A 25,064-nucleotide genomic window follows, 5' to 3' on the forward strand; every position below is an offset into this window, starting at 1 on the left:
ACAATGTGTGTACGCGAGGGCGTGTTTTCGTCGAACAGCGGTGCACCCCTTCAGCCCCAGGACGCAGGGCTTACTGGCGGGGCGGTTGCCGGATGGGGGCGTCCTACTCCGCGTGTCCGTTGCGGTAGGCCCAGGCCGCCACCTCCACGCGGTTGCGCGCCCCCAGCTTGGCCTGCACGCTCGCCAGGTGCGTCTTGACCGTGCTCACGGTGACGAACAGCTCCCCGGCCACCTCGGTGTTGGTCAGCCCCCGCGCCACCGCGCGCACGATGTCCAGCTCCCGCACGGTCAGCCCGCAGTCCCGCGGCGCGGACCGGGGCGCCGCCGCGAAGTGCCGCAGCAGCCGCACGGTGACCCTCGGGGAGACCAGGGCGTCGCCCCTGGCGGCGGCCCGCACCGCCTCCACCAGCAGGGCCGGTCCGGCGTCCTTGAGCAGGAACCCGACCGCCCCTCCGGTGAGCGCCGCGTGCACGTACTCGTCCAGGTCGAACGTGGTCACCACGACCACCCGGAGCGGGTCGGCCACCCCCGGACCGGCCAGCCGCCGGGTGGCCTCCAGACCGTCCACCCCCGGCATCCGGATGTCCATGAGCACCACGTCCGGGCGCAGCTCCCGCGCCAGCCGGACCGCCTCCAGGCCGTCACCGGCCTCTCCCACCACCTCGACGCCGTCCTCGGCCGCCAGCATGTACCGGAACCCGGTCCGCACCATGGCCTGGTCGTCCGCCAGCAGCACCCGGATCGGCGCCGTGCCGTTCCAGGACACCGCCCGCTCGCCTCCGGTCTCCACCGCACGCTCCCCTCCGGCCTCCTGGGACCCCCGCATCACCGTCACCCCTGCTCCCCGACCGTCGAACGTTGCGCCGGGCCGCCGCCCGCCCGGTCCAGCGGCAGCCGCGCCGCCACCTCCCAGCCCCGGTCCCGGGGGCCCGCTGAGAACACGCCGCCGAGCAGGCGTACCCGCTCCGCCATGCCGACCAGGCCGAACCCGCCCCCGGCCGGACCCGCGGCCCCCTGGCCGTCGTCGCTCACCCGCACCCCGACCTCCTCCGGTCCGGCCTCCACCGACACCTCCACCAGGGTGGCACCGCGGGCGTGCCGCAGCGCGTTGGTCACCGACTCCTGGGCGATCCGCAGCACCGCCGTTCCGGCGGTCGGCGGCAGGGCGTCCACGGGGCCGCCGCACCGCACCGCCACCTCCGGGCGGCCGTCGGCCGCCGGTGTCGCCAGCCGGGCCAGCCCCGCTGCGGTGTCCGGGGCCAGCGGCACGTCACCCGGTTCCCGCAGGCGCGAGACCATCCCGCGCATGGACTCCAGGGCGCGCGCCCCCGCCGCCTCGATCTCGGGCAGCGCGGTCCGCACCGCGCCGGGGTCGCGGTCGGCGATGTGGCGCAGAGCCTGCGCCTGGACGACGATGCCGGTCACCTCGTGCGCCACGACGTCGTGCAGGTCGCGGGCGATCGCCAGCCGCTCCTGGGACCGGGCCTGTTCCACGTGGGAGCGCCGCTGCGCCTCCCGCCACCGCAGGTACAGCCCCGGGGCCAGCCCCACGGCCACGAACGTCAGCGACTGGTTGACCAGGCTCCCGTAGTAGGGGATGGGCTCTCTCACGTAGTCCGAGAGGGTGGCCGCGAAGGCGCACAGCGCCACCGCGCCGATCTGCCAGGGGTGGCACCGCAGCCCGGCCAGCACGAGCAGCACCAGTAGCCCGCCGACCTCCGAGCTCGCGAAGGCGTACCCGAACGCCTCCCCCATGGGCAGCGGCCACAGCACCGCCGAGGTCGCCAGCATCGCGGCCGCGGCCGCCGCACCGGCCGCCGCGGTCGGCACCGGTCCCGACGACGGGCGCAGGGCGAACAGGGCGAGCACGCAGACCACCCCGCCGGAGACCACCGGCGCGTAGTCCATGGCGGAGTGCGGAGGCCCCATCCAGCCCGGGCTGGAGAAGTTGCCGTGAACGCGCATCAGGTCCAGGACCCACACCGCCGCGAGCACGCACGCCACGGCCCACGGCGCGAGCCGGGACAGCGCACCGCTGGTCCGGCCGCCGCCGAGCGTCGCGAACAACCTGTTCATGGCCATGGCGACCAGCGTAGGGCGCGCGGACGCGGCGGGCCTCGGCCGAAGGTACGAGGCGGGCGGGTTCGGGCGTCGACCGTTCGGTCGATGCGCGCGCACGGGCCCGGAGGCGAGGCTGGAAGCCGTTCACCGTCCGAGGGGGAGAGGGCACCGCATGAGCGAGACGCGGCACACGACCGAGGCGCAGGACACGACCGGGGTGTGGCACGAGGCCGGGGTACAGGACACGACCGGGGCGCAGGACACGACCGGGGCCGGGGCGCGGCACGAGGCCGGGGTGCAGCACACGACCGAGGCCGGGGCCGCGTCCGACGGCGCCGTCCCCGGCCTTCCGCCGCCCGCGCGGCGCGTGGTCTTCCTGGACGTCGCCCGGGCGCTCGCGATGATCGGCGTGGTCATGATGAACGCGTCCTCGGTCGTCTATCCCGTCGAGATGTCGGGGAACCGGGTTCCGAGTCCGCTGACCGACCTCGTGAACGGCGGCCTCACCCTCCTCATGTCGGGCAGGGCCAGGACGATGCTCATGGTGCTGCTGGGCGCGGGCGTGGTCCTGGCATGGCGGGCCGCCGCCCGGCGCGGCGGGCGGCCAGCGGCGGTGATGCTGCGCCGCTACGCCGTCCTGGGGCTGCTGTTCGGACTTCCGCACCTGGCGGTCTTCGACGGGGACATCCTCACCCAGTACTCGGTCGCGGCGCTGCTGCTGACCCCTCTGGTGCCGCTGCTGCTCGGCGGGTCCCGCCGCCGACCCCTGATCGCGGCGGCCGTGCTGTTCGCCGCCGTGCCGGTGTCGGACCTCCTGCTCTCCCCGTTCTTCGGGGACTACGCCTGGGGGGCCTCGGCGATGCTCGTCCCGCAGACCCTCGGGTTCTTCTGCGTGGGCGTGTGGCTGGCCCGCCGCCCGGAGCTCACCGGCGGACCCGGGACCGGCGCGCGGGGGGACTCCCGCCTGCCGCTGCGCATGCTCGTGTTCGGCGCGGTGGTCCAGGGCCTCAGCGTGGTCCTCATGCTCGTCGGCAGCGTGTTGTTCCCGACCGAGTTCGGCGCCGACGGCGCACCGGTGCGGTCCGTGGGCGAGACCGTGGTCATTCTCCTGGGGAACACGTTCCTGAACCTGGGCGGAGCCCTGCTCTATCTGGGACTGGTGTGGTGGCTGGTGCTCAGGGGGCGGAGAGCGTCGCGCGTGCTGGGCACCCTGGCCCCGCTCGGGCGGATGACCCTCACGGTGTACCTGGGCAGCACGGCGGTGTTCCTGGCGGTCATGGGCCCGTTCGAGGGGACGGTCCCCCTCCTGGCCCAGTACGCACTGGCCACCGCCTACTTCGTCGTGACCGCCGTCCTCGCCCACCTGTGGGCGCGCCGGTTCCGGCTCGGCCCGCTGGAGTGGGTGTGGCGGAGCCTGACCTACCTGCGCCCGGCGCCCCTGCGCACCGAGCGTTCCGACCAGGGCGTGTATCGAGAGGGGATCAGGTCGTAGTGGCGAGTTCAACGAGGTGCCGGGCTGTGCCAGCGGGATCGACGAGCTGATGGAGGTGCGCGCCGGGCAGGCGCGCCACGCGCCAGCCGCGTTCACGCGCCTTGGCGGCAAGGCCGTCATACGGAGGGCTGAACAGCAGGTAGGAACAGGGATGGTCGTCCCAGGAGTCGGGAACCGGGATGTGCTGCTCGTAGTAGGACAGCGGCAGGGTGGGCTGCTCCTCGATGACGGTCCGCCGCACCAGCGGATCGGAGAACATGGGCGCGACGTCCGCCTCGTCCCACCAGTCGGTCCAGCGTGGCAGCGTGCCGTTCACAGCCATCGGGCGGAGAAACTCCAGCACCTCGGGTGGGGCGACGGGTATCGGCCCGGTCCGTGCCGGCAGTGCGGCATCGACGAAGACCGAGCTGATCACCGGATGGTCGAGGCTCGAGCGGATCACCGGGAGAAACAAGCCTGCGTTGCTGTGTACCACCAGAGTGACGGGACTGCTGGCCGGGACCTGCCGCAGGTCGTCGCGGACGGCGTCCGCGATGCGGGGCCAGAAGGGCGGAGCACCGGCGCCGATGTGCAGTAGGGACGGTACCCGCACCTGGTATCCCGCCGCCGTCAGGTGTTGGGCCACAGGTTGCCAGGTAGAGGGACCCACGGACGGACTGTGCACGAGAACGAAGATCGGCTGCATGTGACGATCCTGTCGCCCGTGCCATTGGAGCCGCGACTGTGTTGGCCGACAGCAGAACGCTGAGTCCCGAACAGGTCCGTGTTCCAGCAAGGCCGTTCACAGCCATGCGTTGACGGCCGCGACAAGGACGGTCGCCTCGTAGCAGACCGCGAGCTCGCCGTGGCGCGAGGCAACCGCGCGGTACCTCTTGAGGCGGTTGGTTCCGCACTCGACCGCATGGCGCTCACGGTGGTCGACCGGGCCGAACCCGGAACCGTATGCCGTCGATCAGCCGCCGCCGGGGGCGGGGAGCGGGGACTGCTCCGCCGTCCGGACCGCTCTGCTCCCCGAACCGGTCCGGGCCGCACGCGCACGTCCTCTCCGCTCGGGCCCCTCAGCCCCCCGCGACCGAGGGCAGCACGCGCACGTCCGCGCCGTCGCGGACCGGCGCCGCCAGCCCGCCGACCCCGCGGCACTCGTCCTCGTCCACGAACACGTTGACGTAGCGGCGCAGCCGCCCCTGCTCGTCGCGGATCCGCCGGTCCAGCCCCGGGTACCGGGCGGTGAGCGCGTCCAGCACCCCGCCCAGCGCGGTCCCGTCCTCGACCTCCACCGGGACGTGGGCCGCGCCGTCGGCGTCGGCCCGCAGCAGCCCCGGCAGGTGCACCGTCACCCGCATCTCACACCTCCGCGGCGCGTACGCACAGGACGTCGGGCAGGTGCTGGACCACCGGGTGCCAGCCGTCACCGCCGTCGGTGGCGGCGTAGACGTCGCCCGACCGGGTGCCGAAGTAGAACCCGGGCACGTCCGCCCCGTCGGTGCAGGCGCCGTCGCGCAGCACGATCCCGAAGTAGGGGTCCCGCGGCAGGCCCTCCGTGAACGGCCGCCAGCTGCCGCCCCCGTCGTCGGTCCGGTACACGCCCAGCCGGTGGTCGGGCGGCAGGTGCACCTCCTGGCTGACCACCGGGAAGTTGAGCGCGGTCTCCGGCCGGTGCGGGTGGGCGACCACCGCGAACCCGAAGTCGGTGGGCAGGCCGGTCTCCACGGCCGTCCACCCCTTCCCGGCGGGGTCCGCGCTGCGGTACACCCCGTGGTGGTTCTGCGCGTAGAGCACGCCGCCCGGCCCGGCGGCCACCTTGTGCACGCACTGGCCGTACTCGGGCTCCTCGTCGGGCAGGAACACCGCCGAGATCCCCCGGTTGGCCGGAGCCCAACTGGCACCGTCGTCGCGGGTCTGGTAGACACCACCGGTGGACATGGCCACCGTCAGGGCCCCGGGCACGCGCTCGCCCGCGCCGAGGATCCCGGGCAGGATCGTGTGGACCGCGCCGCCGCCCGCCCCGGGGAACCAGTCGGCGCGGTGGGGGTGGTCCCACAGGGCGCGGACGAGCTCGAAGCGCAGTCCGCCGTCGGAGGACCGGAACAGGGCGTGCGGCTCCACCCCCGCGTACACGGTGTCGGCGTCGTCGCCGAAGGCGAACTGCCAGGCCCGGACCAGGGAGGCGTCGGTGTCCTCGGGGAAGGCGATGGGCGCGGACCCGGGCTCGTGCCAGGTGGCGCCCCCGTCGTCGCTGTACCAGACGCTCGGTCCGAAGTGCGAGCTCTCCGCTCCGGCGAGGACGCGGCCGCTGTGCGGGTTGACGCCGACCGCGTACACCGAGCTCATGCTGGCGTAGTCCGCGGCGTCGAGCCGGTGGGGGCCGCTCACCTCCCACGCGCGCCGATCCTCGCTGCGGGCGGTGAAGAGCCCCTTGCGTGTGCCGATGACCAGGAGATATGCCATGACCAGCTCCAGAATGGGATCGAGGTCTCCACTGTGGCACAGGCCACTGACAATCGGCGGTCGCGCGGTCCGGCGGGCCTCGACCCCCGACCGGGGAACAGTAAGGAAACCGAACGTTTTCCCGGAAGATGTTCAATGGGGACCGATCCGGAATGGCTCCCGCTCCAGCCGTGTGGAAGGGGAAATCCGGTGAGAGGGGAACCACTTTCCGGGTAGATGTTCCGCACGGCCCGGAAGGCGGTTGTCAGACGAAGCCCGCTCTGCAATAAAATTCCGGGCCAACCGGTGCGTCCGCGTGGGTTTCGGACTGTGCCCACCGGCTGCGTTCCCGCTACAACAGGACAGACGACTTCCCGCTCCCCGGTCTCGTGGCGCGTTTCAGGACTACCGTCCCAATGGTCCTGCGTACCAAGGAGAACCGGGTTCCCACTCGATAGGGTCGCCTCATGCACCACCCCCCCGACACGCTCCACGCCCGCAAACGGCGTAAGGCCCGGGCCATGATCGTGTCAGCAGCATTCCAGCTCTTCGCGGAGCACGGATTCGACAACGTCACGGTCGCCGCGATCGCCGAACGCGCGGAAGTCGGCCGGACCACCTTCTTCAGGTACTTCGGCGACAAACAGCAGGTGTTGTTCGCCGACGACGCGGCCGAAGCCGACCGCATGTGCGCCTATGTGCGGGAAAAGGCCACCCGGCCGCTGGGCGATGACCTCGGCGCCGCCGTCGAGCTGCTCCGTCAGGCCGACGCCGCCGTCAGGCCGCACACCGCTCTCTCTCCAGCCCACTCCGCCGTCCTGGCGCGCCTGCTCCGGGAGAGCGGCGAGCTGCGCTCGCGCTACCTGCTCACCCGCCAGCAGCGCGCCCACCGGTTCGCCGGTGCCCTGGTGGAGGCGGGTGCGGCCGAGAACGTCGCCGTGCTCGCCGCCCACACCGCCATGGCCTGCGAGCTGACCGCCATGCGGCTGGCGGAGAACCCGGAGGCCTTCCCCGCCCGCCTCGACGAGGCCCACGTCCTCCTCCACACCATCGGCAGACCGGCGGCCCCCTGACCCGGGCCCCCACCCCACACCGACCCGGGGCGCACCGAGACCGGTACCGGCCGCCCCGGGCCGTGGCGCGCGACCGGTGCGTCTACGGCCGCCCGGCGCGCACGCGGTGTCAGGGCGTGCGCCGGGCCGCGTCGAGGGCCGCCTCCACGCCCTCGTCGTAGCGGAGCGCGGCGGTGATCAGGCCGTGGCGCACCTCGAACAGGGTCGCGGTGCGCACCGGGGCGGCCTCGGGTCCGGAGTCGGCGCGACCGGGCCAGGAGGCGTTCTGCTCGACCACGACGCGGTGCTCGTCCACGGTGTGCCAGTCGACCGGTTCGAGGCGGACGCCCGAGTCGCGGACCCAGTCCAGGAAGACCTCCACGCCCTGTGTGGAGCCCTGGGGGCCGCCGACCCTGATGTCGGGGTCGACGACCGCCTTCGCCGCCGTCAGGTCCCGTCCGCTCACCGCCGCGTGCCAGTCCCTGACCGGCGCCCAGCGCGCGTCGTCGGTGTGCGCGCCCATGTGCATCGCCCTCTCTGCGTCGGGTGTCCGTTTCCCTCGGCCCGTGTGCTCCCACGGGGTCCCCACCCCGCTACCCGGAACCGGGCGGTCGTGATCGTCCCGCCGTCCGGGAAAGGGTGTGCGCGGGTCGCGGAGGAAACCCCTCCGGTCTTCGGGACGGTGTCCTTCTCCCTCTCCGCGGAACGGGCGTTCCCCGCGTGAAAGGTGACGGAGGTATTCCGCCTCCCCGCCTCCTCGCGCCCGACCGGTTCCACCGGTGTCCGGGTACGCCGCGAACGCCGTTCGGAGGCCGTTCACGGTGGGTGCCGCCTCGGGGGTCCGCGCGACCGGGATCAGTGCACCACGGCGGCCCGGTACGGCTCGGCCCTGAGCAGGGTGACCCCGATGACCGTGCCCCGGGGCGCGGTGAACGTGCGCCGCTCGCCCTGGCGGGCGCCCACCAGCGCCGCGCCCAGCGGGGACTCCGGGGAGTACACCGTCATCCGGTCCGCCACGGACGCGTCCCGGACGCCGAGGAGGAACACCTCGTCCTCCTCCTCGCCGTCGTAGCGGATGGTGAGCACCTTGCCGGGCGCGGCGATCCCGTCGTCGGGCGCGGCCTCGTCCACGACGGCCTCGCTGAGCAGTCGCTCGATGGTGTGCACGCGCGCCTGCCGCACGGCGGGGTCGTGAATGTAGCGGGGCGCGGGGAGTACGTCCCCCGCGCCCCCGTCCGCCCCGGTGCCGGGGTCGTCGTCGGGGAGCGCGCGCAGCGTCCGGAGCTCCTCCCGGAGCCGCTCGTAGGCCTCCCGGGTCATCCATCGGTCGGTGGTCCTGGCCATGAACGTTCCTTGTCTTCAGGGCCCGCGCCGCGGACCGGGTCCGCGGACGGGGCGAGCACAGCGGCGGCCGACACGGGGGCCGCCGCCTATCACGAGTGTGTCCACGGGGCCGATGCCGGGCGTTATCCTCGGGCGACAATCAGGTGAGGTCCCTTTGTGGCCGCGGAACAACTCCGTCGCCAGGAAAGGAGGGGGCGTGATCCACCTCGACCGTCTCGTCAACGTCCTGGGCGGCTACGGCGCCCGGCTGGTCGGCCCCGAGCCGCTGCGCCGCAGGGAGCTGCGCAGCGTCGCCATGCACGACCCCACCGACGACGTGCCGCAGCTGGGCGACGCCTTCCTCGCCGTCGGCGTGGACTCGGCCGCCGAGGCCGTGCGCCTCGCCGAGCAGGCCCGTGCGACCGTCGTCATCATCCGGTCCGCGACCGGGCCCGGCGACGACGTGCGCGCACGCCTGGGCGAGGGCGGCCCCGCCCTCCTGGTCGTCGAACCCGCCGTGTCGTGGAGCCAGGTCTCCGGCGTCGTCTACGGGCTGGTCCTGGAGGGGCGCGAGACCGAGGCCGGACGCGGCCCCAGCGACCTGTTCACCCTCGCCGACACCGTCGCCGCCGAGGTCGGCGGACCCGTCACCATCGAGGACCGGGCCTCGCGCGTGGTGGCCTACTCGGCCTCCCAGGGCGGCACCGACCGGGTGCGGCGCGACACCCTCGTCGACCGGCGGGTCCCCGAGCCGGTCCGCGAGCGCCTCGACGCCGACGGGGTGCTCACCCGGCTGGCGGCCGCGACCGGACCCCGGTTCGTGCCGGGGGTACCCGAACTCGGCATGGGCGGGCGCACCGCCGCGCCGATCCGGGTGGGCCGCGAACTCCTGGGGACGCTGTGGGTGGTGTGCGATGCCCCGCTGGACGCGGACCGGTCCCGGGCGCTGAGCGAGGGGGCGCACACGGTCGGGCTGCACATGCTGCGCGCCAGGGTCAGCAGCGACCTGGAACGGCAGGTGGAGTCGGAGTCGGTGATCGACCTGCTGGAGGGCTCCGCCGACCCGGCGCAGACGGCCGGGCGGATCGGCCTGCTCGGGGCGGGACTGCGGGTGATCGCCTTCCAGGCGCGTGCGCGCACCGAGCCCGAGGCCGCGATTCTGCACCTGTTCGAGCAGGTCACCACCGGTTTCGGCTGGTCCCGCCCGGGGCGTAGCACCCTGCTCGGAACCACCGTGTACACCGTGCTGCCGTGCGGGGACGACCCCGCCCCGGCGGTGGAGTGGGTGCGCTCGACGCTGCGCGGCCTGCCCGACCGGCTGGGGGTGGTGGCCGGGGTGGGCGGCGCCGCCGACGCCGCGGACCTGCCCGCCAGCAGGCAGGAGGCGGACGAGTGCCTGACGCTGCACGGGCAGGCGCCGGAGGGCGCCGACGCGGTCGTCTACGACGACGCCTGGCACTCCGTGCTGCTGCGCCGCCTGCGCCTGGTGGCCGAGGCCGGGCGCATGCCCGTCCGCAACCCGGTTGCCGACCTGGTCCGGTACGACGCCGAGCACGGCACCGACCACGCGCGCACGCTCCGCGCCTGGCTGTACGTGCACGGCGACCTGGGACGGGCGGCGGAGCTGCTGGGCCTGCACCCCAACACGGTGCGGTACCGGCTGCGCCGGATGGGCGGGGTCGCGGACCTGCCGCTGCACGACCCGCGGGCGCGGGTGGCGATGACGGTCGCGCTCGCCGCGCTCGTGGCGGACCCGCCCGGCGGGGAGGGTCCGCACCCGCTCTGAGCGGGCGTCCGCGTGTGTTCCGGCGCACTCCCCCGAGTTCGGCAACGCCCGGGTGCGCGGGGACGCCCGTCCCCGGTGCGGGTCCGCGCTTCCCCCCTCGCGTTGGGGGGCACTCCGCGCCCACGACCTGGTGACCAGGGTCCGCCTCCGAACCGGCCTCAGCCCGCGGGGGTCGGTCCGGGCGCCCGGACACGGACCGGAGCGAAGGTCGAGAACACCGCCTAGTGATGGCGCGGGTACCGCGCGCGCTCGCTGAGCAGCCTCCTCTTGTGCCGGTTGCGGCGCACGCCCGTGGTGATGAGGATCGGCAGCCCGATCACGAGGCCCGCGAAGGGGAGGCCGACGAACGCGGCCATCGCGCCAACGATGTTGACGAAGAAGTCCGCGCCGTCCCCCACCTCGGCGACCGCGTAGACCGTCTCGGGGTCCCCTTCGCACACCAGCGTGTACTCGCCCTCCCCGTCGTGGGAGAACGAGCCGACCAGCGACCAGCTCCGGTTCCCGGACTCGGTGTTGTGGCTGTAGGGCGGGAAACCGAAGGACTCCTCCTCCCCGTCGGGCGTGACCAGCCAGCAGGCCGACTCGTCGGCGCCCGCCGGGCTGGAGTACAGGCCGACCTCGCCGGGTTCGGGGGCGACCGTGAACACGGCCTCCGCGGACCCCTCCACCTGGGCGGAGAACTCGGGCAGCGCCAGGGTGCGGTACAGCATGACGCCGAAGCCGACGACGCCCGCGACGATCCCGAGCACGACGAACGCCGCGCCCACGGCGTACCCGAGGCGTCCGGGGCGCAGCTCCCGGGGGTCCACCCGGATGCGCGGGGGAGGGGGCGGGGGCGGGAAGTGGGCGGACACGGGCGGCCTCCAAGGGTGCGTGCGGGTCCCCGGACGGGGGAGCGGGTTCGTGCCCCGTAGGACGGCACGAACGCGGTGTTGGTTCTCCCGAACGACATGTTCGGACTCCGGCCGCCGGTCTCCGGAGCGGGGAGTCCGGGCCCGCGCCGCGCGGGGCGGCGCTGACCGGCCGGTTCGCCGCGACCCCTTGTCAGAAGGGGCGGGCGCGGATTCAATCAGGGGTGTCGGGCGGTCCGTCGGCACGGCCCGCCGTCGCCTCGGCGGAGGGAAGCGCGCATGCCGGGACCGTGGAACGCGTGGCCTTGGGACGCCGACCCCGAGGCCGTGCGCCGGGACGTGGCGGTCGCCCACACGCGCTTCACCGACTCCGGCCGGGTCAGCGGCCCGGTCCGTCCCGTCGTCGGCGCCTCCTGGCGGCGCAGCGCCCTGCACGGCGTGGACCCCGACACCGCCCTGCCCCGGGTCGAGCTCACCGGTCCCGCCCTGCGCGACCACCGCGACGCGCACCCGCTGGCCGCCGTCATGCCGCTGCTGCGGCACCTGCTCGTCGACACCGCGCCCGGCCCCCAGATCGTCGCGGTGGGCGACGCCTCGGGCCGCCTGCTGTGGGTGGAGGGCGACCACCGGCTCCGCGGCCGCGCCGAGGACATGTGCTTCGTCGAGGGCGCCAACTGGCACGAGCACGCGGTCGGCACCAACGCGCCCGGCGTCGCCCTCGCCCTGGACCACGAGGTCCAGGTGTTCGCCAGCGAGCACTTCGCCCGGGGCGTGCAGCACTGGAGCTGCTCAGCGGCGCCCCTGCACGACCCCGGCACCGGTGCCCTCCTGGGCGTCCTGGACATCACCGGGGACAACCACCTCGCCTCGCCGCAGGCCCTGGCCCTGGTCCGCGCCGCCGCCACCGCGGCGGAGACGGAGCTGCGCGCCCTGCGCGCCGGGGCCCGGGGGCCCGCGCCGGGACGGCGGCAGGCGGGCCGGGCGGCCCTCCCTCCCACCGGTCCGCGCGGAGGCGCCGCGTTTGCCGGGGAACGGAGACCCGCCGGGGACGACCGGCTCCGCGTCCTGGGGCGCGACGGCGCCCGGCTCACCCTGGACGGCCGCGACCTGGCTCTGAGCACCCGCCACTCCGAGATCCTGCTCCTGCTCGTCCGCAGTCCGCGCGGGCTGACCGGCGACGCGCTCGGTGCCCGGCTGCACGAGCGGGACGCCTCCCCGGTCACCGTCCGCGCCGAGATGTCGCGCCTGCGCCGCCTCCTCGGCCCCGGCGTGCTCGCCTCCCGCCCCTACCGGCTGTGCCGCCCGCTGTCCACCGACCTCGACGAGGTGCGCCGCCACCTGTCCGAGGGCTCCTACCGGCGGGCCCTGGACGCCTACGCCGGACCGGTCCTGCCCCGCTCGGAGGCGCCCGGCGTGGTCGAGGTCCGCGACGGCCTCCAGGCCGAGGTGTGTGAGGCCCTGGGCGCCAACGCCGCGCCGGACGTGCTCCTGGCCTGGGCCGAGCACCCCGAGTGGCGCGACGACCCCCGCGTCCTGACCGCCGTGCTGCGCGCCCTCGACCCCGCCTCCCCGCACCACGCCGCCCTGCGCGGCAGGCTTCGCTGGCTCGGCGGCTGACCCGCCCGCAACGTGGTCGCAACGTGGCGGTGACTAGCGTCACCCTCCAACCTCCCCGGAAGCGGCTGCCGGTCCACGGCCGGAGCCCCGCGAAGAAGGAGTCCGCCATGGCGATCTACGCACCCCCGGGCCAGCCCGGAAGCGTCGTCGAGTACGCCGCCCGCTACGACAACTGGATCGGGGGCGAGTGGGTCCGGCCGGTCCGGGGCCGCTACTTCGAGAACCCCAGCCCCGTCAACGGCCGCGTCTTCACCGAGGTCGCCCGCAGCGGGGCGGAGGACGTCGACCTGGCCCTGGACGCGGCCCACGGCGCCGCGCCCGCCTGGGGCCGCACCTCCGCCGCCGAGCGGGCCCTGGTCCTCAACCGGATCGCGGACCGCGTCGAGGAGAACCTGGAGAGGCTCGCCGTCGCCGAGTCCTGGGAGAACGGCAAGCCCGTCCGCGAGTGCCTGGCCGCCGACCTGCCGCTGGCCGTCGACCACTTCCGCTACTTCGCCGGGGCGATCCGCGCACAGGAGGGGCACACCTCCCAGATCGACGGCGACACCGTCGCCTACCACTTCCAGGAGCCCCTGGGGGTGGTCGGCCAGATCATCCCGTGGAACTTCCCCCTGCTCATGGCCACCTGGAAGCTCGCGCCCGCGCTGGCCGCCGGGAACGCGGTCGTGCTCAAGCCCGCCGAGCAGACCCCCGCCTCGATCCTGCTGCTCATGGAGCTCGTCGCCGACCTGCTGCCGCCCGGCGTGGTCAACGTCGTCAACGGCTTCGGCGCGGAGGCGGGCAAGCCGCTCGCCAGCAGCCCCCGCGTCAGCAAGGTCGCCTTCACCGGCGAGACCACCACCGGGCGCCTCATCATGCAGTACGCGTCGGAGAACCTCATCCCGGTCACCCTGGAGCTGGGCGGCAAGAGCCCCAACATCTTCTTCGCCGATGTGGCCGCGGCCGACGACGCCTTCTACGACAAGGCCCTGGAGGGCTTCACCCTCTTCGCCCTCAACCAGGGCGAGGTGTGCACCTGCCCCTCGCGGGCCCTGGTGCAGGACGCCGTCCACGACCGCTTCATGGGCGACGCCCTGGCCCGCGTCGGCCGGATCCGGCAGGGGGACCCGCTGGACACCGACACCATGGTCGGCGCCCAGGCCAGCAACGACCAGTTGGAGAAGATCCTGTCCTACATCGACATCGGCCGTCAGGAGGGGGCCGCGGTTCTGGCCGGAGGGGAGCGGGTCGACCTCGGCGGCGACCTGTCCGGCGGCTACTACGTCGCGCCGACCGTCTTCGGGGGCCACAACGGCATGCGGATCTTCCAGGAGGAGATCTTCGGCCCGGTGGTGTCGGTGGCCCGCTTCGACGACTACGACGACGCGATCAAGACCGCCAACGACACCCTCTACGGGCTGGGGGCGGGGGTGTGGTCGCGCGACGGCAACACCGCCTACCGCGCGGGCCGCGACATCCAGGCGGGCCGCGTGTGGGTGAACAACTACCACGCCTACCCGGCGCACGCGGCATTCGGCGGGTACAAGCAGTCCGGGATCGGCCGCGAGAACCACAAGATGATGCTCGACCACTACCAGCAGACCAAGAACCTGCTGGTCAGCTACTCCGACAAGGCGATGGGGCTGTTCTGATGGACTCCCGCGCCGACGGTGCGGCGGTGGAGAGGGTGGCCGTCACCGACGCGGCGGCCGCCCTGCTCCGCGAGCTGCGCGCCGAACACGGGCCGCTCATGTTCCACCAGTCCGGCGGGTGCTGCGACGGCAGCTCGCCGATGTGCTATTCGGCGGGGGAGTTCCGCACCGGGGCCTCGGACGTGCGCCTGGGAGACCTGGACGTGGGCGCGCCCGAACCGGTGCCGGTGTGGATGTCGCGGGCGCAGTTCGAGCTGTGGAGCCACACCCACCTGACCATCGACGTCGTCCCGGGGAGGGGTGCGGGCTTCTCCCTGGAGGCGCCGACGGGCAACCGGTTCCTCATCCGCTCCCGGCTGATGACCGACGACGAGGCCGAACGCCTCTGACCCCGCGCGGCCGCTGCGAGGGCGAGGGAAGCGGCGGGGCCGCCCTGACGGCGTCGTACGGGGCGGCCTCTCGGGGGACGGCCTCTCAGTCCACGCCGCTCCGTTCCCGGTCGGACGCTTCCGGGGGCCCCGGGCGCCCGTCGGTCCGGGCGCCGGCCTCGGAGGCGCGGAGTTCCTCGTTGATCCGCTGCGCCTCCTCCAACTGGTCCTCCAGGATGATGATCCTGCACGCGGCTTCGACCGGAGTGCCCTCGTCCACGAGCGTGCGGGCGCGGGAGGCGATCCTGAGCTGGTAACGGGAGTAGCGGCGGTGTCCGCCCGCCGAGCGCAGGGGCTCGATCAGTCGGGCCTCGCCCAGAGCGCGCAGGAACGCCGGTGTGGTACCGATCATCTCCGCGGCGCGGCCCATGGTGTAGGCGGGGTAGTCGTCATCGTCGAACCGGTCTTCGGTTTCGGGACGGGACAAGCGTTTCTCTTTCTCTCGTCATCGCACGCCGAGGGCCCCAGCGCCGAACAGCGCTGGGGCCCGAGAGTTCAACACCATCTACCGACTGCTGTCGGTCTTCCGCTTCCCGAGGTCAAACTGGGACGGGAGCGCGGGGATCGCGGTTGTGTGACCGTGGACCACCTTCTTCCGAACCGGGGCCTGCGGTACCCGAGTGGAACATCTCCACACCCGGGCGATCCTCGATGGCATCTACTCCTCTCGATCTCACTGCGTGCACTTCACTCCTGCTGCGGAGTCCCCCGTGCGGGCGGGACGCCGGTCCTGCGGTACTGCGTACTGCTCTACCTCTGTACTGCGGTGTCGCGGTCCTACCGGCTCCCGGCGCTGTACAACACCTCTGCGCAGGTCGAGCCCTACCGCGTTTCCCTTGTCGCTACGGCATCCCCCGTGCGGGCGGGACGCCGGTCCTGCTCTCCACCGGCGTATCCGGTGGTCCACCCTGTGGATCTCTGTGGCTACGACAGGAAATGTATCAGCGACTTCGACGGATGTCTACTCTGGCCACTACAGATTTTGGTGTGTCTCGCGAGCAGGTTTTCTGGGGGCGCTGCCTCAGCTCGCCCCGGCGCGCACCGGGGGAGGCACGCGGCTGTACAGCGACGACGACATCACCCGGCTGCGGCGGGTGGCCGAGTTGGCGGCCCAGGGAGTGAACCTCGCGGGGATCGGACGCATCCTGGAACTGGAGGAGGAGAACACCAGGCCGCGCGACGGTCCTCCCGGGAGCGGGTGAGGCAGGCGGGAACCGGCGTCGGCCGGACCGCCCGAGGCCGCGGACGCGGCGAGGGCCCCGGGAGGCTCAACCGCCCTCCGGGGCCCTCGCGCGGGCTCCTCCGCCGACTACCGGGGGGTGCCGTCCGGACCGCCTTCGTGCTCGGCCTCCATGCGCTTGGCCAGCTCGTCCCGGACCATGAGCTCCCTGTCGATGCGCCCGGTCCGGTAGCCCACGCGAGCGGTGATGTGGCCCGCCACCGGGACGGTCACGATCTGGAAGAGCGCCACCAGGACCAGCGTTCCGGCGCTGAAGACGTTGGTCTCCACGGGGACCAGCCGGAGGCCGATCCCCACCAGCACCAGCAGCAGTCCCAGGATCTGCGGCTTGGCCGCGGTGTGCATGCGCGAGAGCAGGTCGGGGAAGCGGATCAGGCCCACGCCCGCGACGAGGGAGAGCATGGCCCCGGCCAGGATGCACAGGACCGCCACCCAGTCCAGGACGGCGGTGAGTTGGTCGCTCACGAGGTCTCCCCCTTCTCCTGCTCCTGCTCCTGCCGTTCCGATTCGGGGACCGCGTCGGTGGGCGCCGCGGAGGTCGGGTGGGCCTCGGTCGGCGTGGCGATGTGCTCCTGGTCCTCGTGCGCCCGCCGTGCGACGAACTTGGCGAGGCTGACCGATCCGACGAATCCCAGCAGGGACAGCACCAGCAGGGTCGGCAGCACCGTGGGATCGCGGTGGAAGGCCGCGTAGGCGCCCACGCCGGTCAGCGCCGAGGCGAGCAGCACGTCCACGGACAGCGCCCGGTCCAGGATGCTCGGACCGATGAGCATCCGGATCACGCCCAGCAGCGCCGCCACGCCGAGCATGACTCCGATGGCGATCCACAGAGCGTTCACGGCCTCTCCTCCCCGTCGAGGTTCTCGGGTCCGCCCGCCCGCAGCGCGGCGATGTCCTTGTCCGTGCCCAGTGCCATCACGAAGCGCTTCTCCAGCTTCCAGATGTCCTGGCGGCCCCGCTCGACGGCCTCCTCACCCTCCACCCCCAGCATGTGCACGTACAGGATCCGTTCGGGCCGGTTGATCTCGACGATCAGGGTGCCCGGGATGATCGAGGCGGCGATCGAGGTGCTCACCATCGTCAGGTCCGATTCGGTGCGCATCCGCACCGCCACCACCGAGTTGCGCACCTGTCCGGGCCTGAAGGTCAGCACGGTGACCTGGAAGCTGGCCGCCACCATCTCGACGAGCACGTGCAGGAGCAACCGGACCAGAGCCACCGGGTGGAAACGGGGGCCCGGGGTGATCGGCGGCAGCGGGAACAGCAGCATGATCAGCACCGACACCAGGAAGCCCAGGACGAGCAGGCCCAGGGACTCCCGGCGGAGCTGGAAGCCGTCGAAGAGCAGCATCCACACCAGGGTCATGCCGAGCGCGACCGGGATCTGCACCTTGCCCAGGCGCCTGCGCAGCGCGGTCAGGCCGATCCTCTTCTTCTCCTGTAGGTCGATCATCGGTCGCCTCCGAGAACGGCCTCGATGTAGGGACTGCGCGCCTGGAGTTCGACCGCCGCGTCCGAGGAGTACTCGATCAGCGGTCCGGCCAGCACCGTCAGGGCGATGCCGAGCACCACCAGCGCCACCGTGGCGCCGACCATGCTCCTCGGCAGGGCGACGGACGTGACCACCGGCGTGGCCGCGGTCGAGGTGTCGCCCAGGCGGGAGGACGGCCCGACCGCCTCGCCGGGGCCAAGGGCCGCGGTGGAGGGTTCGTCGGCCTCGGTGTCCTCCAGCACGGTGCCGGGCTCGGCCACCATTCCCTCGGAGGGCGTGCGCCAGAACGCGTAGTTCCACACCCGGGCGATGACGTACAGGGTCAGCAGGCTCGTGAGCACCGACGCCCCCACCAGGGTGTAGGCCAGCGGCGTGCCCGCCTCCACCCCGGCCTGGAGCAGGCCGAGCTTGCCGAGGAAGCCCGACAGCGGCGGGATGCCGCCCAGGCTCATCGCCGGGACGAAGAACAGGACCGCGAGGATCGGCGCGATGCGCGCCAGCCCGCCCAGGTGGTCCAGCGACGCCGATCCGCCGCGGCGCTCGATCAGACCCGTGACGAGGAACAGCGTGGTCTGCACCGTGATGTGGTGCGCGATGTAGAACACCGCGCCCGCCATGCCCTGCTCGCTGCCCAGGGCCACGCCGAACACCATGTACCCGATGTGGCTGATCAGCGTGAAGGACAGCAGACGCTTGATGTCGGTCTGGGCGACCGCGCCCAGGATGCCCATGATCATGGTCGCCAGGGCCACGACCATCAGCAGGTCGTTGAGCTGATCGCCGGGGAACAGCAGGGTCTGCGTGCGGATGATCGTGTACACGCCCACCTTGGTGAGCAGGCCCGCGAACACCGCGGTGACCGGCGCGGGCGCCGTCGGGTAGGAGTCGGGCAGCCACGCGGCCAGCGGGAAGACCGCCGCCTTGATACCGAAGGCGAACAGCAGCATGACCTGGAGGACCGCCCTCAGGTCGGTGGACAGCTCGGGCAGCCGCTCGCCGAGCTGGGCCATGTTCACCGTGCCGGTCGCGCCGAAGACCAGCGCGATGGCGATGAGGAACAGCACCGACGACACCAGGGACACCACGACGTAGATGGCGCCCGCCCGCATCCGGGACTGCGTGCCGCCCAGGGTCAACAGCACGTAGCTGGCGGTCAGCAGGATCTCGAACCCGACGTACAGGTTGAACAGGTCCCCGGCCAGGAAGGCGTTGGACACACCCGCCACCAGGATCAGGTAGGTCGGCTGGTACACCGACAACGGTGCCACCTCGGCCTTGCCCGCCATGCCCTGGCCGATGGAGTACACCAGCACGGCCAGCGTGATCGCCGCCGACACCGTGACCATCAGCGCGGAGAGCCGGTCGGCGACCAGGGTGATGCCGATCGGCGCCTCCCAGCCGCCCACCTGCACGACCTGCGGGCCGTAGACGTGGGAGCCGAACATCAGTACGAGGCCGATGACCAGTACCAGGGCCAGCGAGATGACGCTGAGCGCCTGCTGGAGGCGGGGCCAGCGGATGCCGAGCGCCAGCTTCACCCCGGCCGCGAACAGCGGGAGCACCACCGGCAGCGGGATGAAGTAGTGCAGCAGACCGACGAAGTAGTCCGTCCCCATGGTCACTCGCTCCCTTGCAGGTCGCTGTCCTCGGCGCGGGCCAGGCGCTCGCGTTCGGCCCGCATGGTCTGGCGCGCCTGGCGGCGCTGCGAGCGGATGCGGCGTCGCAGCTCGCGCCACAGCTCGCGCTCGGCGGCGCGGTCGGCCCGCCTGTGCTCGCGCAGCCGCCTGCGCCCCTGGCGGATGTGTCCCCGCAGTTCCTGGATCTGGGCGCTCATGGACTCCGCGCGGTCGCTCAGGCGGCGCATGGTCTCCTGGGACCGCTCGTCGGGAGCGCTGTCCTCCGCCTCCAGCTCGTAGCGGGCCAGTTCTGCCTGCGCCCGCGCGATCTCGGCCTTGATGCGGGCCTGCTCGGCCAGCTCGCGGGCGTCGGCGGTGGCGATGGTCGCCTGGAGCTCGGCCCGCTGGCGGCGGATGTCGGCCTGGAGCCTGCGGCGCTCCTTGCGGAAGCGCTGGCGCACCGCGCGGCGGCCCTCGCCCTGGACGATGCGCAGGTCCTCCGCGTCGTCCTGGACCTCGTCGTTGCCCTCCAACTGCCAGCTCCGGTAGGCCATGGCCAGCAGGAACGCCGTGATGCCGAGGGTGATGACGATCGCCGTCAGGATCATCGCCTGCGGCAGCGGGTCGGTCATCTCCTCCGGGTCGGTGAGCCACAGGATCGGCGGACCGCCGGGCTCACCCGCCATGGACAGGATCAGCAGGTTGACCCCGTTGCTCATGACGATGAAGCCGAGCAGCACGCGGGTGAGGCTGCGCTCCAGCAGGAGCACGACGCCCACCGCGACGAGGACGCCGATGACGATGACGAGGAGCAGGCTGGGCGACTCGTTCACGAGATGACCTCCTCGGGGCGCTCGGGGACTCCGGTCCTGGCCTTGCTCTCCGCCTGCGCGGCGTCCCGCTCGATCTGCTCGTCGATGCGGGCGCCGAGGCTGCGCAGGATGTCCAGGATGAGCCCGATCACCAGCAGGTACACGCCGAAGTCGAAGAGCAGGGACACCGTGACGTGGGCCTCGCCCAGGATCCAGAAGTCGATGTAGGCGTCGCCTCCCGCCAGGACGTCGGTGCCGAAGATCGCCCCGCCCAGCGCGGTGCCGGTGGCCACGGCCAGGCCGGTGCCGATCAGCGCGCCCGGCTGCACCCACGCGGTGGCGTACAGCTCGAACCGGCCTCCGGCCAGGTAGCGGACGATGAACGCCAGGCCCGCGACGATGCCGCCCGCGAAGCCGCCGCCGATGGCGGTGTGGCCGGTCAGCAGCAGGTACACCGAGATGACCATGATCACCGGGAACAGGAAGCGCGAGACGACCTCGAAGATGACCGACCGGCGCTCGGTGGGCAGGGCGTCGGCGCCCGGCAGCCAGGTGTGCCGCCACTGGGGTTCGACGTGCATCGTGCGGGGGGCGAACCGCAGGTCGCCGAGGTCGAGCCCGCGCTGGCCGTCACCGGGCTCGGGCGGCTTGGTGACCGACAGGGCCATCAGTCCCCCCGGCGTCTTGCGGGGCTGGGCGCGGCGGCGCACGAACATCAGGCTGGCCACACCGGCGGCCGCGGCGGCGAGCACCGAGATCTCGCCCATGGTGTCCCAGGCGCGGACGTCGACCAGCAGGACCGAGATGATGTTGTAGCCGCCCGCCTCCTCGGCCGCGGCCGGGTAGCCCGCAGAGATGGAGGGCTCCTGGCGGCCCGCCAGGGCGAACCAGCTCATCGCGGCGACCAGGACGCCGGTGGCCAGGCCCAGGGCCAGGTTCCACACCCGTCGGCCGCGCAGCGCGGGCGCCGAGAAGCGCGAGGGGAAGCGGCGCAGCACCAGGACGAAGACCACCAGGCTGACGGTCTCCACGAGGAACTGGGTGAGCGCGATGTCGGGGGCGCCCATCACGTAGAACAGGGCGGCGACGCCGTAGCCGCCGGTGCCCACGAGGATCACCGCGAACAGGCGGCGGCGCACGAACAGCGTCAGCAGGGCGGTGGCGGCGATGATCACGACCGGGATGATCTGGACCGGGCTGTCCCACAGGCGCACCGCGGGGTAGTCCCCCTCCCAGATCCTGCCGCTGACCATCCACCATCCGGCGGCGATGACCAGGGTGATCAGGATGGTGCCGAGGTAGATCGGCAGCGAACCGCGCTGTGTGCCGCCGGTGACCTGGAGGGCCAGGTTCTCCAGCGCGGCGAGCATCCGGCGGTAGACCCGGTCGGCGTCGGGCAGCGCGGTCCGCGTTCCCGCCCACACGATCTCGTGGCGGAACCGGAACAGCACCAGGCCGCCCGCGACGCACACCGCCGACAGCAGCAGGGGCAGTCCCAGGCCGTGCCACAGGGCCAGGTGCTTGACGTAGTCGCCCTCGGCGACGGGGACGGTGTCGGCGTACACGGCGAGGAAGGGGTCCACGAGGGTGGAGAGCAGGCCGCCGAGCAGGCCGAGCCCCGCCAGGACCGCGGCGGGCACCTGGAAGAGCGGGCCGGGGGCGTGGACCGGCGTGGGGGGGATGTTCTCCTTGTCCCAGAAGGCGCCCCACAGGAAGCGCAGGCTGTAGGCGACGGTGAAGGTGGAGCCGACCACGAGGCCCGCCAGGACGGCGACGTCGACGCCGCCGCCGTGCTCGAAGGCGCCGAAGGCCAGCTCCTTGGCGGCGAACCCGAGGGTGGGCGGCAGACCCGCCATGGAGGCCAGCGCCACGACCGTGGTCCAGAAGGTCACGGGCATGGACGAGCGCAGGCCGGACAGCTCGCGCAGGTCGCGGGTGCCGGTGCCGTGGTCGATGACGCCGACCACGAGGAACAGCGGCGCCTTGAACAGCGAGTGCGCGATGAGCATGGAGATCCCGGCCAGGGCGCCGGCCTGCGTTCCTGCGCCCAGCAGGGTGATGAGGAAGCCCAGCTGGCTGATGGTGCCGTAGGCCAGGACCAGCTTGAGGTCGTACTGGCGCAGCGCCTTCCAGCCCGCGAGGACCATGGTGAGCGTGCCGAAGAACAGGGCCGTGTACTTCCACACGGCGACGTCGTGGAAGGCGGGGGTGAGCCGGGCGACCAGGTAGACGCCCGCCTTGACCATCGCCGCGGCGTGCAGGTAGCCGGAGACCGGCGTGGGGGCGCGCATGGCGGCGGGGAGCCACAGGCTGAACGGCAGCAGGGCCGACTTGGACATCGCGCCGACCAGGACGAGCACGAGCGCGACGTTGACCAGGGTGCCGCTCGGGGGCGGCGAGGCGACGATCTCGGAGATCACGTAGGTCCCGGCGGTCTCGCCGAGCATGATCATGCCCACCAGCATCGCCAGTCCGCCGAAGGTGGTGACGGTCAGGGCCGTCATCGCCGCCCGGCGGCTCTCCTTGAGCTCCGTGCTGTGCCCGATGAGCAGGTAGGAGAAGACCGTGGTCAGCTCCCAGTAGACGAAGAGCTGGATGAGGTCGTCGGCCAGCACCAGGCCCAGCATGGCCCCGGCGAAGGCGACGAACACCCCGGCGAAGCGCGCCAGGCCCGGCTCGGAGTCGTCGAAGTAGCGGGCGCAGTAGACCAGGATCAGGGCGCCCACGCCCGCGGCGATGAGCGTCATGACCAGGCTCAGGCCGTCCATGTACAGGCCGAGTCGGAGGGAGAACTCCGGAGCCCAGGGGATGGAGGTCGAGAGGGTATCGCCGCGCATCACGGCGGGGATCTGGAAGAGGGCCCAGACGGTGGACACACCCGGAACGACGGCGAGCGCGAGGAAGGCGTTACGGCCCCACTGGCGCACCAGTAACGGCGCGATCGCAGCTGCGATGAAATGCGCGATCAGCACTGTTGTCAATGCGCCCCTCCCGGACCTGTCCGGGCCCGCCCTGGTGTCGGACGGACGTCCACTGCCCCGCGCCGCGTCCACAACCGGTCAGTGGACGACCGGTCAGTGGATGAGAGGTGTCGCTACGGTTTGTGGGGGCAAGGATGTATGTGAACTTGCGTGCTTTAGCTATTTAATAGCTACACTACACAAACGTCAAACCACCGCGCGGGTCGTGGACCCGCGGTGCCCGCCCAGCATGCGAGGACCGTTTCGTGCCCGACGAGACCCACGAACCCCGTGCCGAGCAGCACGGTTCCGAGCTTGAGGAGTTCCAGCGCGCCTGGACCGAGCTCATCAACGCGGCGCTCCACGCCCGCTCGCGCAGCGGTCACGGCCACCGGGGTGCCGAGGATCTCACTCTCACACAGGCGCTCCTGATGGAGGCGGTTCGCGGTATGGACAGCCCCAGCGTCGGCGCCGTCGCGCACATCGTCGGCGTCTCGTCCCCCTCCGCCACCCGCATGATCCAACAGCTGGAGCGCAAGGGCATGATGGCGCGCCGCCGCTCCGAGCGCGACGAGCGCAGCACCGTGGTGACCATCACCGAGGAGGGCGAGCGGGTGCTCGCGATCCGCCGCAGGGACATGGAGCGCAAGCAGCGCCAGGTGTTCGACGCCATAAGGCCGTCGCTGCGGCCGATGGTGCTCACCCTCCTGCGCGACCTGCGCGAGGCCCTCGACGAGACCTGAGCCCGAGCCCGCTCGGCCCTCCGGGGCGGGTCCGAAGGCCGTGCGTCCGAGGCCTCTGCCATGGGCAGATCTGCCCCGGGCCGAAACGGTGGAAGTCTCCCTCTCCGTCGCCGCAGGCTGGGATCACCGGCCCGCGAGGGGCCGGTGAAGGGAGAGTGCCATGCCGACCCATGTCGCCGCCTCGGACGAGACCTCCGGCGGTGCCTTCGACGACCAGCTGGCCGCGCGCCTGCTGCGCAGCCGCATCGTGCTGCTGGGCACGCAGGTCGACGAGACCAGCGCCAACCGGGTGTGCGCGCAGATCCTGCTGCTCGCCGACGAGGACCCGCGCAAGGACATCACGCTCGCCGTCAACAGCCCCGGCGGCTCGGTGTCGGCCGGGCTGGCCATCTACGACGTGATGAACTTCGTACCCAACGACGTGTCCACCCTGGTCATGGGGTTCGCGGCCAGCATGGGCCAGTTCCTGGCCTGTGTCGGCACACCGGGCAAGCGCTACAGCCTGCCGCACGCGCGGATCATGATGCACCAGCCCTCCGGCGGCCTCGGCGGGACGGCCGCCGACATCGCCATCCAGGCCGAGAACCTCGCGCACACCAAGCAGACCATGGTGCGGCTGATCGCCGAGCACACCGGTCAGACCGAGGAGACCATCTCCCGGGACCAGCACCGCGACGCCTGGTTCACCGCGCAGGAGGCCAGGGAGTACGGGTTCGTCGACCACGTGGTCGCGTCCGTCTCGGAGATGAACGGCGGCGGTATCCGCCTGGGCGCCGGGGCACCCGGGTTCGCCACGTACGTGAAGGGGGAGGGCCGGTGAGCGGTCGTTACACGGTGCCGATGGTGGTGGAGCGCACGCCCCACGGCGAGAGGTCCTTCGACGTGTTCAGCCGGCTGCTGTCGGAGCGGATCATCTTCCTGGGCACGCCGATCGACGACGACGTCGCCAACGTGGTGATGGCGCAGATGCTCCACCTCGACTACGAGTCGAGCGAGACCGACATCCAGCTCTACATCAACTCGCCGGGCGGCTCGAACACCGCGCTGACCGCCATCTACGACACCATGCGGTTCGTGCGCGCGGACGTGGCCACGGTGTGCATGGGGCAGGCGGCCTCCGCCGCGGCGGTGCTGCTGGCGGCGGGCACGGCGGGCAAGCGCACGGCCCTGGAGCACGCGCGGGTGCTGCTGCACCAGCCCTCCGGGGAGGGCCAGGGCGTGGCCGCCGACCTGGAGATCCAGGCCGAGGAGATCCTGCGGGTCCGCTCGCAGGTGGAGGAGATCCTGGCCCGGCACACCGGGCAGACGCAGGAGCGACTGCGCGCCGACACCGACCGGGACAAGATCTTCACCGCCCAGCAGGCGAAGGACTACGGCCTGGTGGACGGGATCATCACCACCCGCCAGGCGCACCCGGCGGCCGGGAGGGCCGCCGCGTAGGGACCGCCCGGAGCCGGGGGGCCGCCGCGCGGAACGCCCCGGCCCGGGCGGTCGAACAGCACTCCTTCGGGGCTCCGCTTCGCCCCGTGTTCG

25 protein-coding genes are annotated in these 25,064 nt (G+C 72.7%); 10 read left to right on the forward strand and 15 right to left on the reverse strand.

The window, feature by feature from the left end:
* Positions 1 to 103: 103 nt before the first annotated feature.
* Positions 104 to 826, reverse strand: a complete 723-nt coding sequence (locus ACSIH6_RS14395) for a response regulator (protein ID WP_435108785.1) — start codon at positions 824 to 826, stop codon at positions 104 to 106.
* 5 nt (positions 827 to 831) lie between these two features.
* On the reverse strand, positions 832 to 2,082 hold the full coding sequence (locus ACSIH6_RS14400) for a sensor histidine kinase (protein ID WP_435108786.1): 1,251 nt from the start codon (positions 2,080 to 2,082) through the stop codon (positions 832 to 834).
* A gap of 151 nt (positions 2,083 to 2,233) precedes the next feature.
* Here ACSIH6_RS14400 and ACSIH6_RS14405 point away from each other — a divergent pair, with 151 nt between their 5' ends.
* Entirely contained in the window at positions 2,234 to 3,553 is a 1,320-nt protein-coding gene (locus tag ACSIH6_RS14405) for a DUF418 domain-containing protein (RefSeq protein WP_435108787.1), read from the forward strand.
* On the opposite strand, the gene ACSIH6_RS14410 is transcribed toward ACSIH6_RS14405, so the two are convergent.
* From ACSIH6_RS14410 to ACSIH6_RS14420, 3 genes are all read right to left on the reverse strand, one after another.
* Positions 3,543 to 4,238 carry a lipase family protein gene (locus tag ACSIH6_RS14410; protein ID WP_435108788.1) on the reverse strand — a complete coding sequence of 232 codons (696 nt, stop codon included), beginning with the start codon at positions 4,236 to 4,238 and terminating at the stop codon, positions 3,543 to 3,545. The two genes, ACSIH6_RS14405 and ACSIH6_RS14410, sit on opposite strands and share 11 nt — an antisense overlap.
* A 373-nt stretch (positions 4,239 to 4,611) precedes the next feature.
* On the reverse strand, positions 4,612 to 4,896 hold the full coding sequence (locus tag ACSIH6_RS14415) for a MoaD/ThiS family protein (RefSeq protein WP_017563261.1): 285 nt from the start codon (positions 4,894 to 4,896) through the stop codon (positions 4,612 to 4,614).
* Between the two features lies 1 nt (position 4,897).
* A complete protein-coding gene (locus ACSIH6_RS14420; RefSeq protein WP_435108789.1) occupies positions 4,898 to 6,001 on the reverse strand; it encodes a WD40/YVTN/BNR-like repeat-containing protein in 1,104 nt (367 codons plus the stop codon).
* A gap of 446 nt (positions 6,002 to 6,447) precedes the next feature.
* Here ACSIH6_RS14420 and ACSIH6_RS14425 point away from each other — a divergent pair, with 446 nt between their 5' ends.
* Positions 6,448 to 7,053 carry a TetR/AcrR family transcriptional regulator gene (locus tag ACSIH6_RS14425; protein WP_435108790.1) on the forward strand — a complete coding sequence of 202 codons (606 nt, stop codon included), beginning with the start codon at positions 6,448 to 6,450 and terminating at the stop codon, positions 7,051 to 7,053.
* 109 nt (positions 7,054 to 7,162) lie between these two features.
* Here ACSIH6_RS14425 and ACSIH6_RS14430 read toward each other — a convergent pair whose 3' ends face one another.
* Both ACSIH6_RS14430 and ACSIH6_RS14435 read right to left on the reverse strand, forming a co-directional pair.
* Positions 7,163 to 7,555, reverse strand: coding sequence for a nuclear transport factor 2 family protein (locus ACSIH6_RS14430; RefSeq protein ID WP_435108791.1), 393 nt, complete (start codon positions 7,553 to 7,555; stop codon positions 7,163 to 7,165).
* Between the two features lie 332 nt (positions 7,556 to 7,887).
* Positions 7,888 to 8,376: a GreA/GreB family elongation factor gene (locus tag ACSIH6_RS14435; protein ID WP_017563257.1), complete on the reverse strand. Its 489-nt coding sequence runs from the start codon at positions 8,374 to 8,376 to the stop codon at positions 7,888 to 7,890.
* Between the two features lie 196 nt (positions 8,377 to 8,572).
* On the opposite strand from ACSIH6_RS14435, the gene ACSIH6_RS14440 reads away from it, so the two are divergent.
* A complete protein-coding gene (locus ACSIH6_RS14440; protein ID WP_435108792.1) occupies positions 8,573 to 10,141 on the forward strand; it encodes a helix-turn-helix domain-containing protein in 1,569 nt (522 codons plus the stop codon).
* Positions 10,142 to 10,362: 221 nt separating this feature from the next.
* Here ACSIH6_RS14440 and ACSIH6_RS14445 read toward each other — a convergent pair whose 3' ends face one another.
* Positions 10,363 to 10,995 (reverse strand): hypothetical protein, encoded by a 633-nt coding sequence (locus ACSIH6_RS14445; RefSeq protein ID WP_435108793.1) that lies wholly within the window; start codon positions 10,993 to 10,995, stop codon positions 10,363 to 10,365.
* 276 nt (positions 10,996 to 11,271) lie between these two features.
* On the opposite strand from ACSIH6_RS14445, the gene ACSIH6_RS14450 reads away from it, so the two are divergent.
* The 3 genes from ACSIH6_RS14450 (at position 11,272) to ACSIH6_RS14460 (ending at position 14,629) form a co-directional block, all read left to right on the forward strand.
* Positions 11,272 to 12,609, forward strand: a complete 1,338-nt coding sequence (locus ACSIH6_RS14450; protein WP_435108794.1) for a GAF domain-containing protein — start codon at positions 11,272 to 11,274, stop codon at positions 12,607 to 12,609.
* Between the two features lie 107 nt (positions 12,610 to 12,716).
* Positions 12,717 to 14,240, forward strand: coding sequence for an acetaldehyde dehydrogenase ExaC (gene exaC, locus ACSIH6_RS14455; protein WP_435108795.1), 1,524 nt, complete (start codon positions 12,717 to 12,719; stop codon positions 14,238 to 14,240).
* Complete coding sequence (locus ACSIH6_RS14460; RefSeq protein WP_435108796.1) at positions 14,240 to 14,629, forward strand: DUF779 domain-containing protein; 390 nt, start codon at positions 14,240 to 14,242, stop codon at positions 14,627 to 14,629. The genes exaC and ACSIH6_RS14460 overlap by 1 nt, the downstream gene beginning before the upstream one ends.
* An 85-nt stretch (positions 14,630 to 14,714) precedes the next feature.
* Here ACSIH6_RS14460 and ACSIH6_RS14465 read toward each other — a convergent pair whose 3' ends face one another.
* Positions 14,715 to 15,095 (reverse strand): MerR family transcriptional regulator, encoded by a 381-nt coding sequence (locus ACSIH6_RS14465; protein WP_435108797.1) that lies wholly within the window; start codon positions 15,093 to 15,095, stop codon positions 14,715 to 14,717.
* Between the two features lie 658 nt (positions 15,096 to 15,753).
* Between ACSIH6_RS14465 and ACSIH6_RS14470 the strand changes: the two genes are divergently transcribed.
* Positions 15,754 to 15,870 carry a MerR family transcriptional regulator gene (locus ACSIH6_RS14470; protein ID WP_435108835.1) on the forward strand — a complete coding sequence of 39 codons (117 nt, stop codon included), beginning with the start codon at positions 15,754 to 15,756 and terminating at the stop codon, positions 15,868 to 15,870.
* Positions 15,871 to 15,977: 107 nt separating this feature from the next.
* On the opposite strand, the gene mnhG is transcribed toward ACSIH6_RS14470, so the two are convergent.
* The 6 genes from mnhG to ACSIH6_RS14500 are packed head-to-tail and all read right to left on the reverse strand — an operon-like array spanning position 15,978 to position 22,800.
* The gene (gene mnhG / locus ACSIH6_RS14475; protein WP_435108798.1) at positions 15,978 to 16,373 is read right to left on the reverse strand and encodes a monovalent cation/H(+) antiporter subunit G; all 396 of its coding nucleotides are present in this window, start codon (positions 16,371 to 16,373) and stop codon (positions 15,978 to 15,980) included.
* The gene (locus ACSIH6_RS14480) at positions 16,370 to 16,747 is read right to left on the reverse strand and encodes a monovalent cation/H+ antiporter complex subunit F (protein WP_435108799.1); all 378 of its coding nucleotides are present in this window, start codon (positions 16,745 to 16,747) and stop codon (positions 16,370 to 16,372) included. The genes mnhG and ACSIH6_RS14480 overlap by 4 nt, the downstream gene beginning before the upstream one ends.
* The gene (locus ACSIH6_RS14485) at positions 16,744 to 17,361 is read right to left on the reverse strand and encodes a Na+/H+ antiporter subunit E (protein ID WP_435108800.1); all 618 of its coding nucleotides are present in this window, start codon (positions 17,359 to 17,361) and stop codon (positions 16,744 to 16,746) included. The genes ACSIH6_RS14480 and ACSIH6_RS14485 overlap by 4 nt, the downstream gene beginning before the upstream one ends.
* On the reverse strand, positions 17,358 to 19,016 hold the full coding sequence (locus ACSIH6_RS14490; RefSeq protein ID WP_435108801.1) for a Na+/H+ antiporter subunit D: 1,659 nt from the start codon (positions 19,014 to 19,016) through the stop codon (positions 17,358 to 17,360). The genes ACSIH6_RS14485 and ACSIH6_RS14490 overlap by 4 nt, the downstream gene beginning before the upstream one ends.
* Before the next feature lie 2 nt (positions 19,017 to 19,018).
* Complete coding sequence (locus tag ACSIH6_RS14495) at positions 19,019 to 19,849, reverse strand: Na(+)/H(+) antiporter subunit C (RefSeq protein ID WP_435108802.1); 831 nt, start codon at positions 19,847 to 19,849, stop codon at positions 19,019 to 19,021.
* On the reverse strand, positions 19,846 to 22,800 hold the full coding sequence (locus tag ACSIH6_RS14500) for a Na+/H+ antiporter subunit A (protein WP_435108836.1): 2,955 nt from the start codon (positions 22,798 to 22,800) through the stop codon (positions 19,846 to 19,848). Before ACSIH6_RS14500 ends, ACSIH6_RS14495 begins: the two co-directional genes overlap by 4 nt.
* A 254-nt stretch (positions 22,801 to 23,054) precedes the next feature.
* Here ACSIH6_RS14500 and ACSIH6_RS14505 point away from each other — a divergent pair, with 254 nt between their 5' ends.
* From ACSIH6_RS14505 to ACSIH6_RS14515, 3 genes are all read left to right on the forward strand, one after another.
* Positions 23,055 to 23,531 carry a MarR family winged helix-turn-helix transcriptional regulator gene (locus ACSIH6_RS14505; protein WP_061079323.1) on the forward strand — a complete coding sequence of 159 codons (477 nt, stop codon included), beginning with the start codon at positions 23,055 to 23,057 and terminating at the stop codon, positions 23,529 to 23,531.
* A gap of 160 nt (positions 23,532 to 23,691) precedes the next feature.
* Positions 23,692 to 24,351 (forward strand): ClpP family protease, encoded by a 660-nt coding sequence (locus ACSIH6_RS14510; RefSeq protein ID WP_435108803.1) that lies wholly within the window; start codon positions 23,692 to 23,694, stop codon positions 24,349 to 24,351.
* The gene (locus tag ACSIH6_RS14515; protein ID WP_435108804.1) at positions 24,348 to 24,971 is read left to right on the forward strand and encodes an ATP-dependent Clp protease proteolytic subunit; all 624 of its coding nucleotides are present in this window, start codon (positions 24,348 to 24,350) and stop codon (positions 24,969 to 24,971) included. The genes ACSIH6_RS14510 and ACSIH6_RS14515 overlap by 4 nt, the downstream gene beginning before the upstream one ends.
* The last annotated feature ends 93 nt before the right edge of the window (positions 24,972 to 25,064 follow it).

This window comes from Nocardiopsis synnemataformans (assembly GCF_965343085.1).
Classification (GTDB): domain Bacteria; phylum Actinomycetota; class Actinomycetes; order Streptosporangiales; family Streptosporangiaceae; genus Nocardiopsis; species Nocardiopsis alborubida.

Bases quoted from the DNA above. Each gene is read 5' to 3' on its own strand.
- ACSIH6_RS14395 (WP_435108785.1), bottom strand. From the start codon at position 826: ATGCGGGGGTCCCAGGAGGCCGGAGGGGAGCGTGCGGTGGAGACCGGA.
- ACSIH6_RS14400 (WP_435108786.1), bottom strand. From the start codon at position 2,082: ATGGCCATGAACAGGTTGTTCGCGACGCTCGGCGGCGGCCGGACCAGC.
- ACSIH6_RS14405 (WP_435108787.1), top strand. From the start codon at position 2,234: ATGAGCGAGACGCGGCACACGACCGAGGCGCAGGACACGACCGGGGTG.
- ACSIH6_RS14410 (WP_435108788.1), bottom strand. From the start codon at position 4,238: ATGCAGCCGATCTTCGTTCTCGTGCACAGTCCGTCCGTGGGTCCCTCT.
- ACSIH6_RS14415 (WP_017563261.1), bottom strand. From the start codon at position 4,896: ATGCGGGTGACGGTGCACCTGCCGGGGCTGCTGCGGGCCGACGCCGAC.
- ACSIH6_RS14420 (WP_435108789.1), bottom strand. From the start codon at position 6,001: ATGGCATATCTCCTGGTCATCGGCACACGCAAGGGGCTCTTCACCGCC.
- ACSIH6_RS14425 (WP_435108790.1), top strand. From the start codon at position 6,448: ATGCACCACCCCCCCGACACGCTCCACGCCCGCAAACGGCGTAAGGCC.
- ACSIH6_RS14430 (WP_435108791.1), bottom strand. From the start codon at position 7,555: ATGGGCGCGCACACCGACGACGCGCGCTGGGCGCCGGTCAGGGACTGG.
- ACSIH6_RS14435 (WP_017563257.1), bottom strand. From the start codon at position 8,376: ATGGCCAGGACCACCGACCGATGGATGACCCGGGAGGCCTACGAGCGG.
- ACSIH6_RS14450 (WP_435108794.1), top strand. From the start codon at position 11,272: ATGCCGGGACCGTGGAACGCGTGGCCTTGGGACGCCGACCCCGAGGCC.
- exaC (WP_435108795.1), top strand. From the start codon at position 12,717: ATGGCGATCTACGCACCCCCGGGCCAGCCCGGAAGCGTCGTCGAGTAC.
- ACSIH6_RS14460 (WP_435108796.1), top strand. From the start codon at position 14,240: ATGGACTCCCGCGCCGACGGTGCGGCGGTGGAGAGGGTGGCCGTCACC.
- ACSIH6_RS14485 (WP_435108800.1), bottom strand. From the start codon at position 17,361: ATGATCGACCTACAGGAGAAGAAGAGGATCGGCCTGACCGCGCTGCGC.
- ACSIH6_RS14490 (WP_435108801.1), bottom strand. From the start codon at position 19,016: ATGGGGACGGACTACTTCGTCGGTCTGCTGCACTACTTCATCCCGCTG.
- ACSIH6_RS14510 (WP_435108803.1), top strand. From the start codon at position 23,692: ATGCCGACCCATGTCGCCGCCTCGGACGAGACCTCCGGCGGTGCCTTC.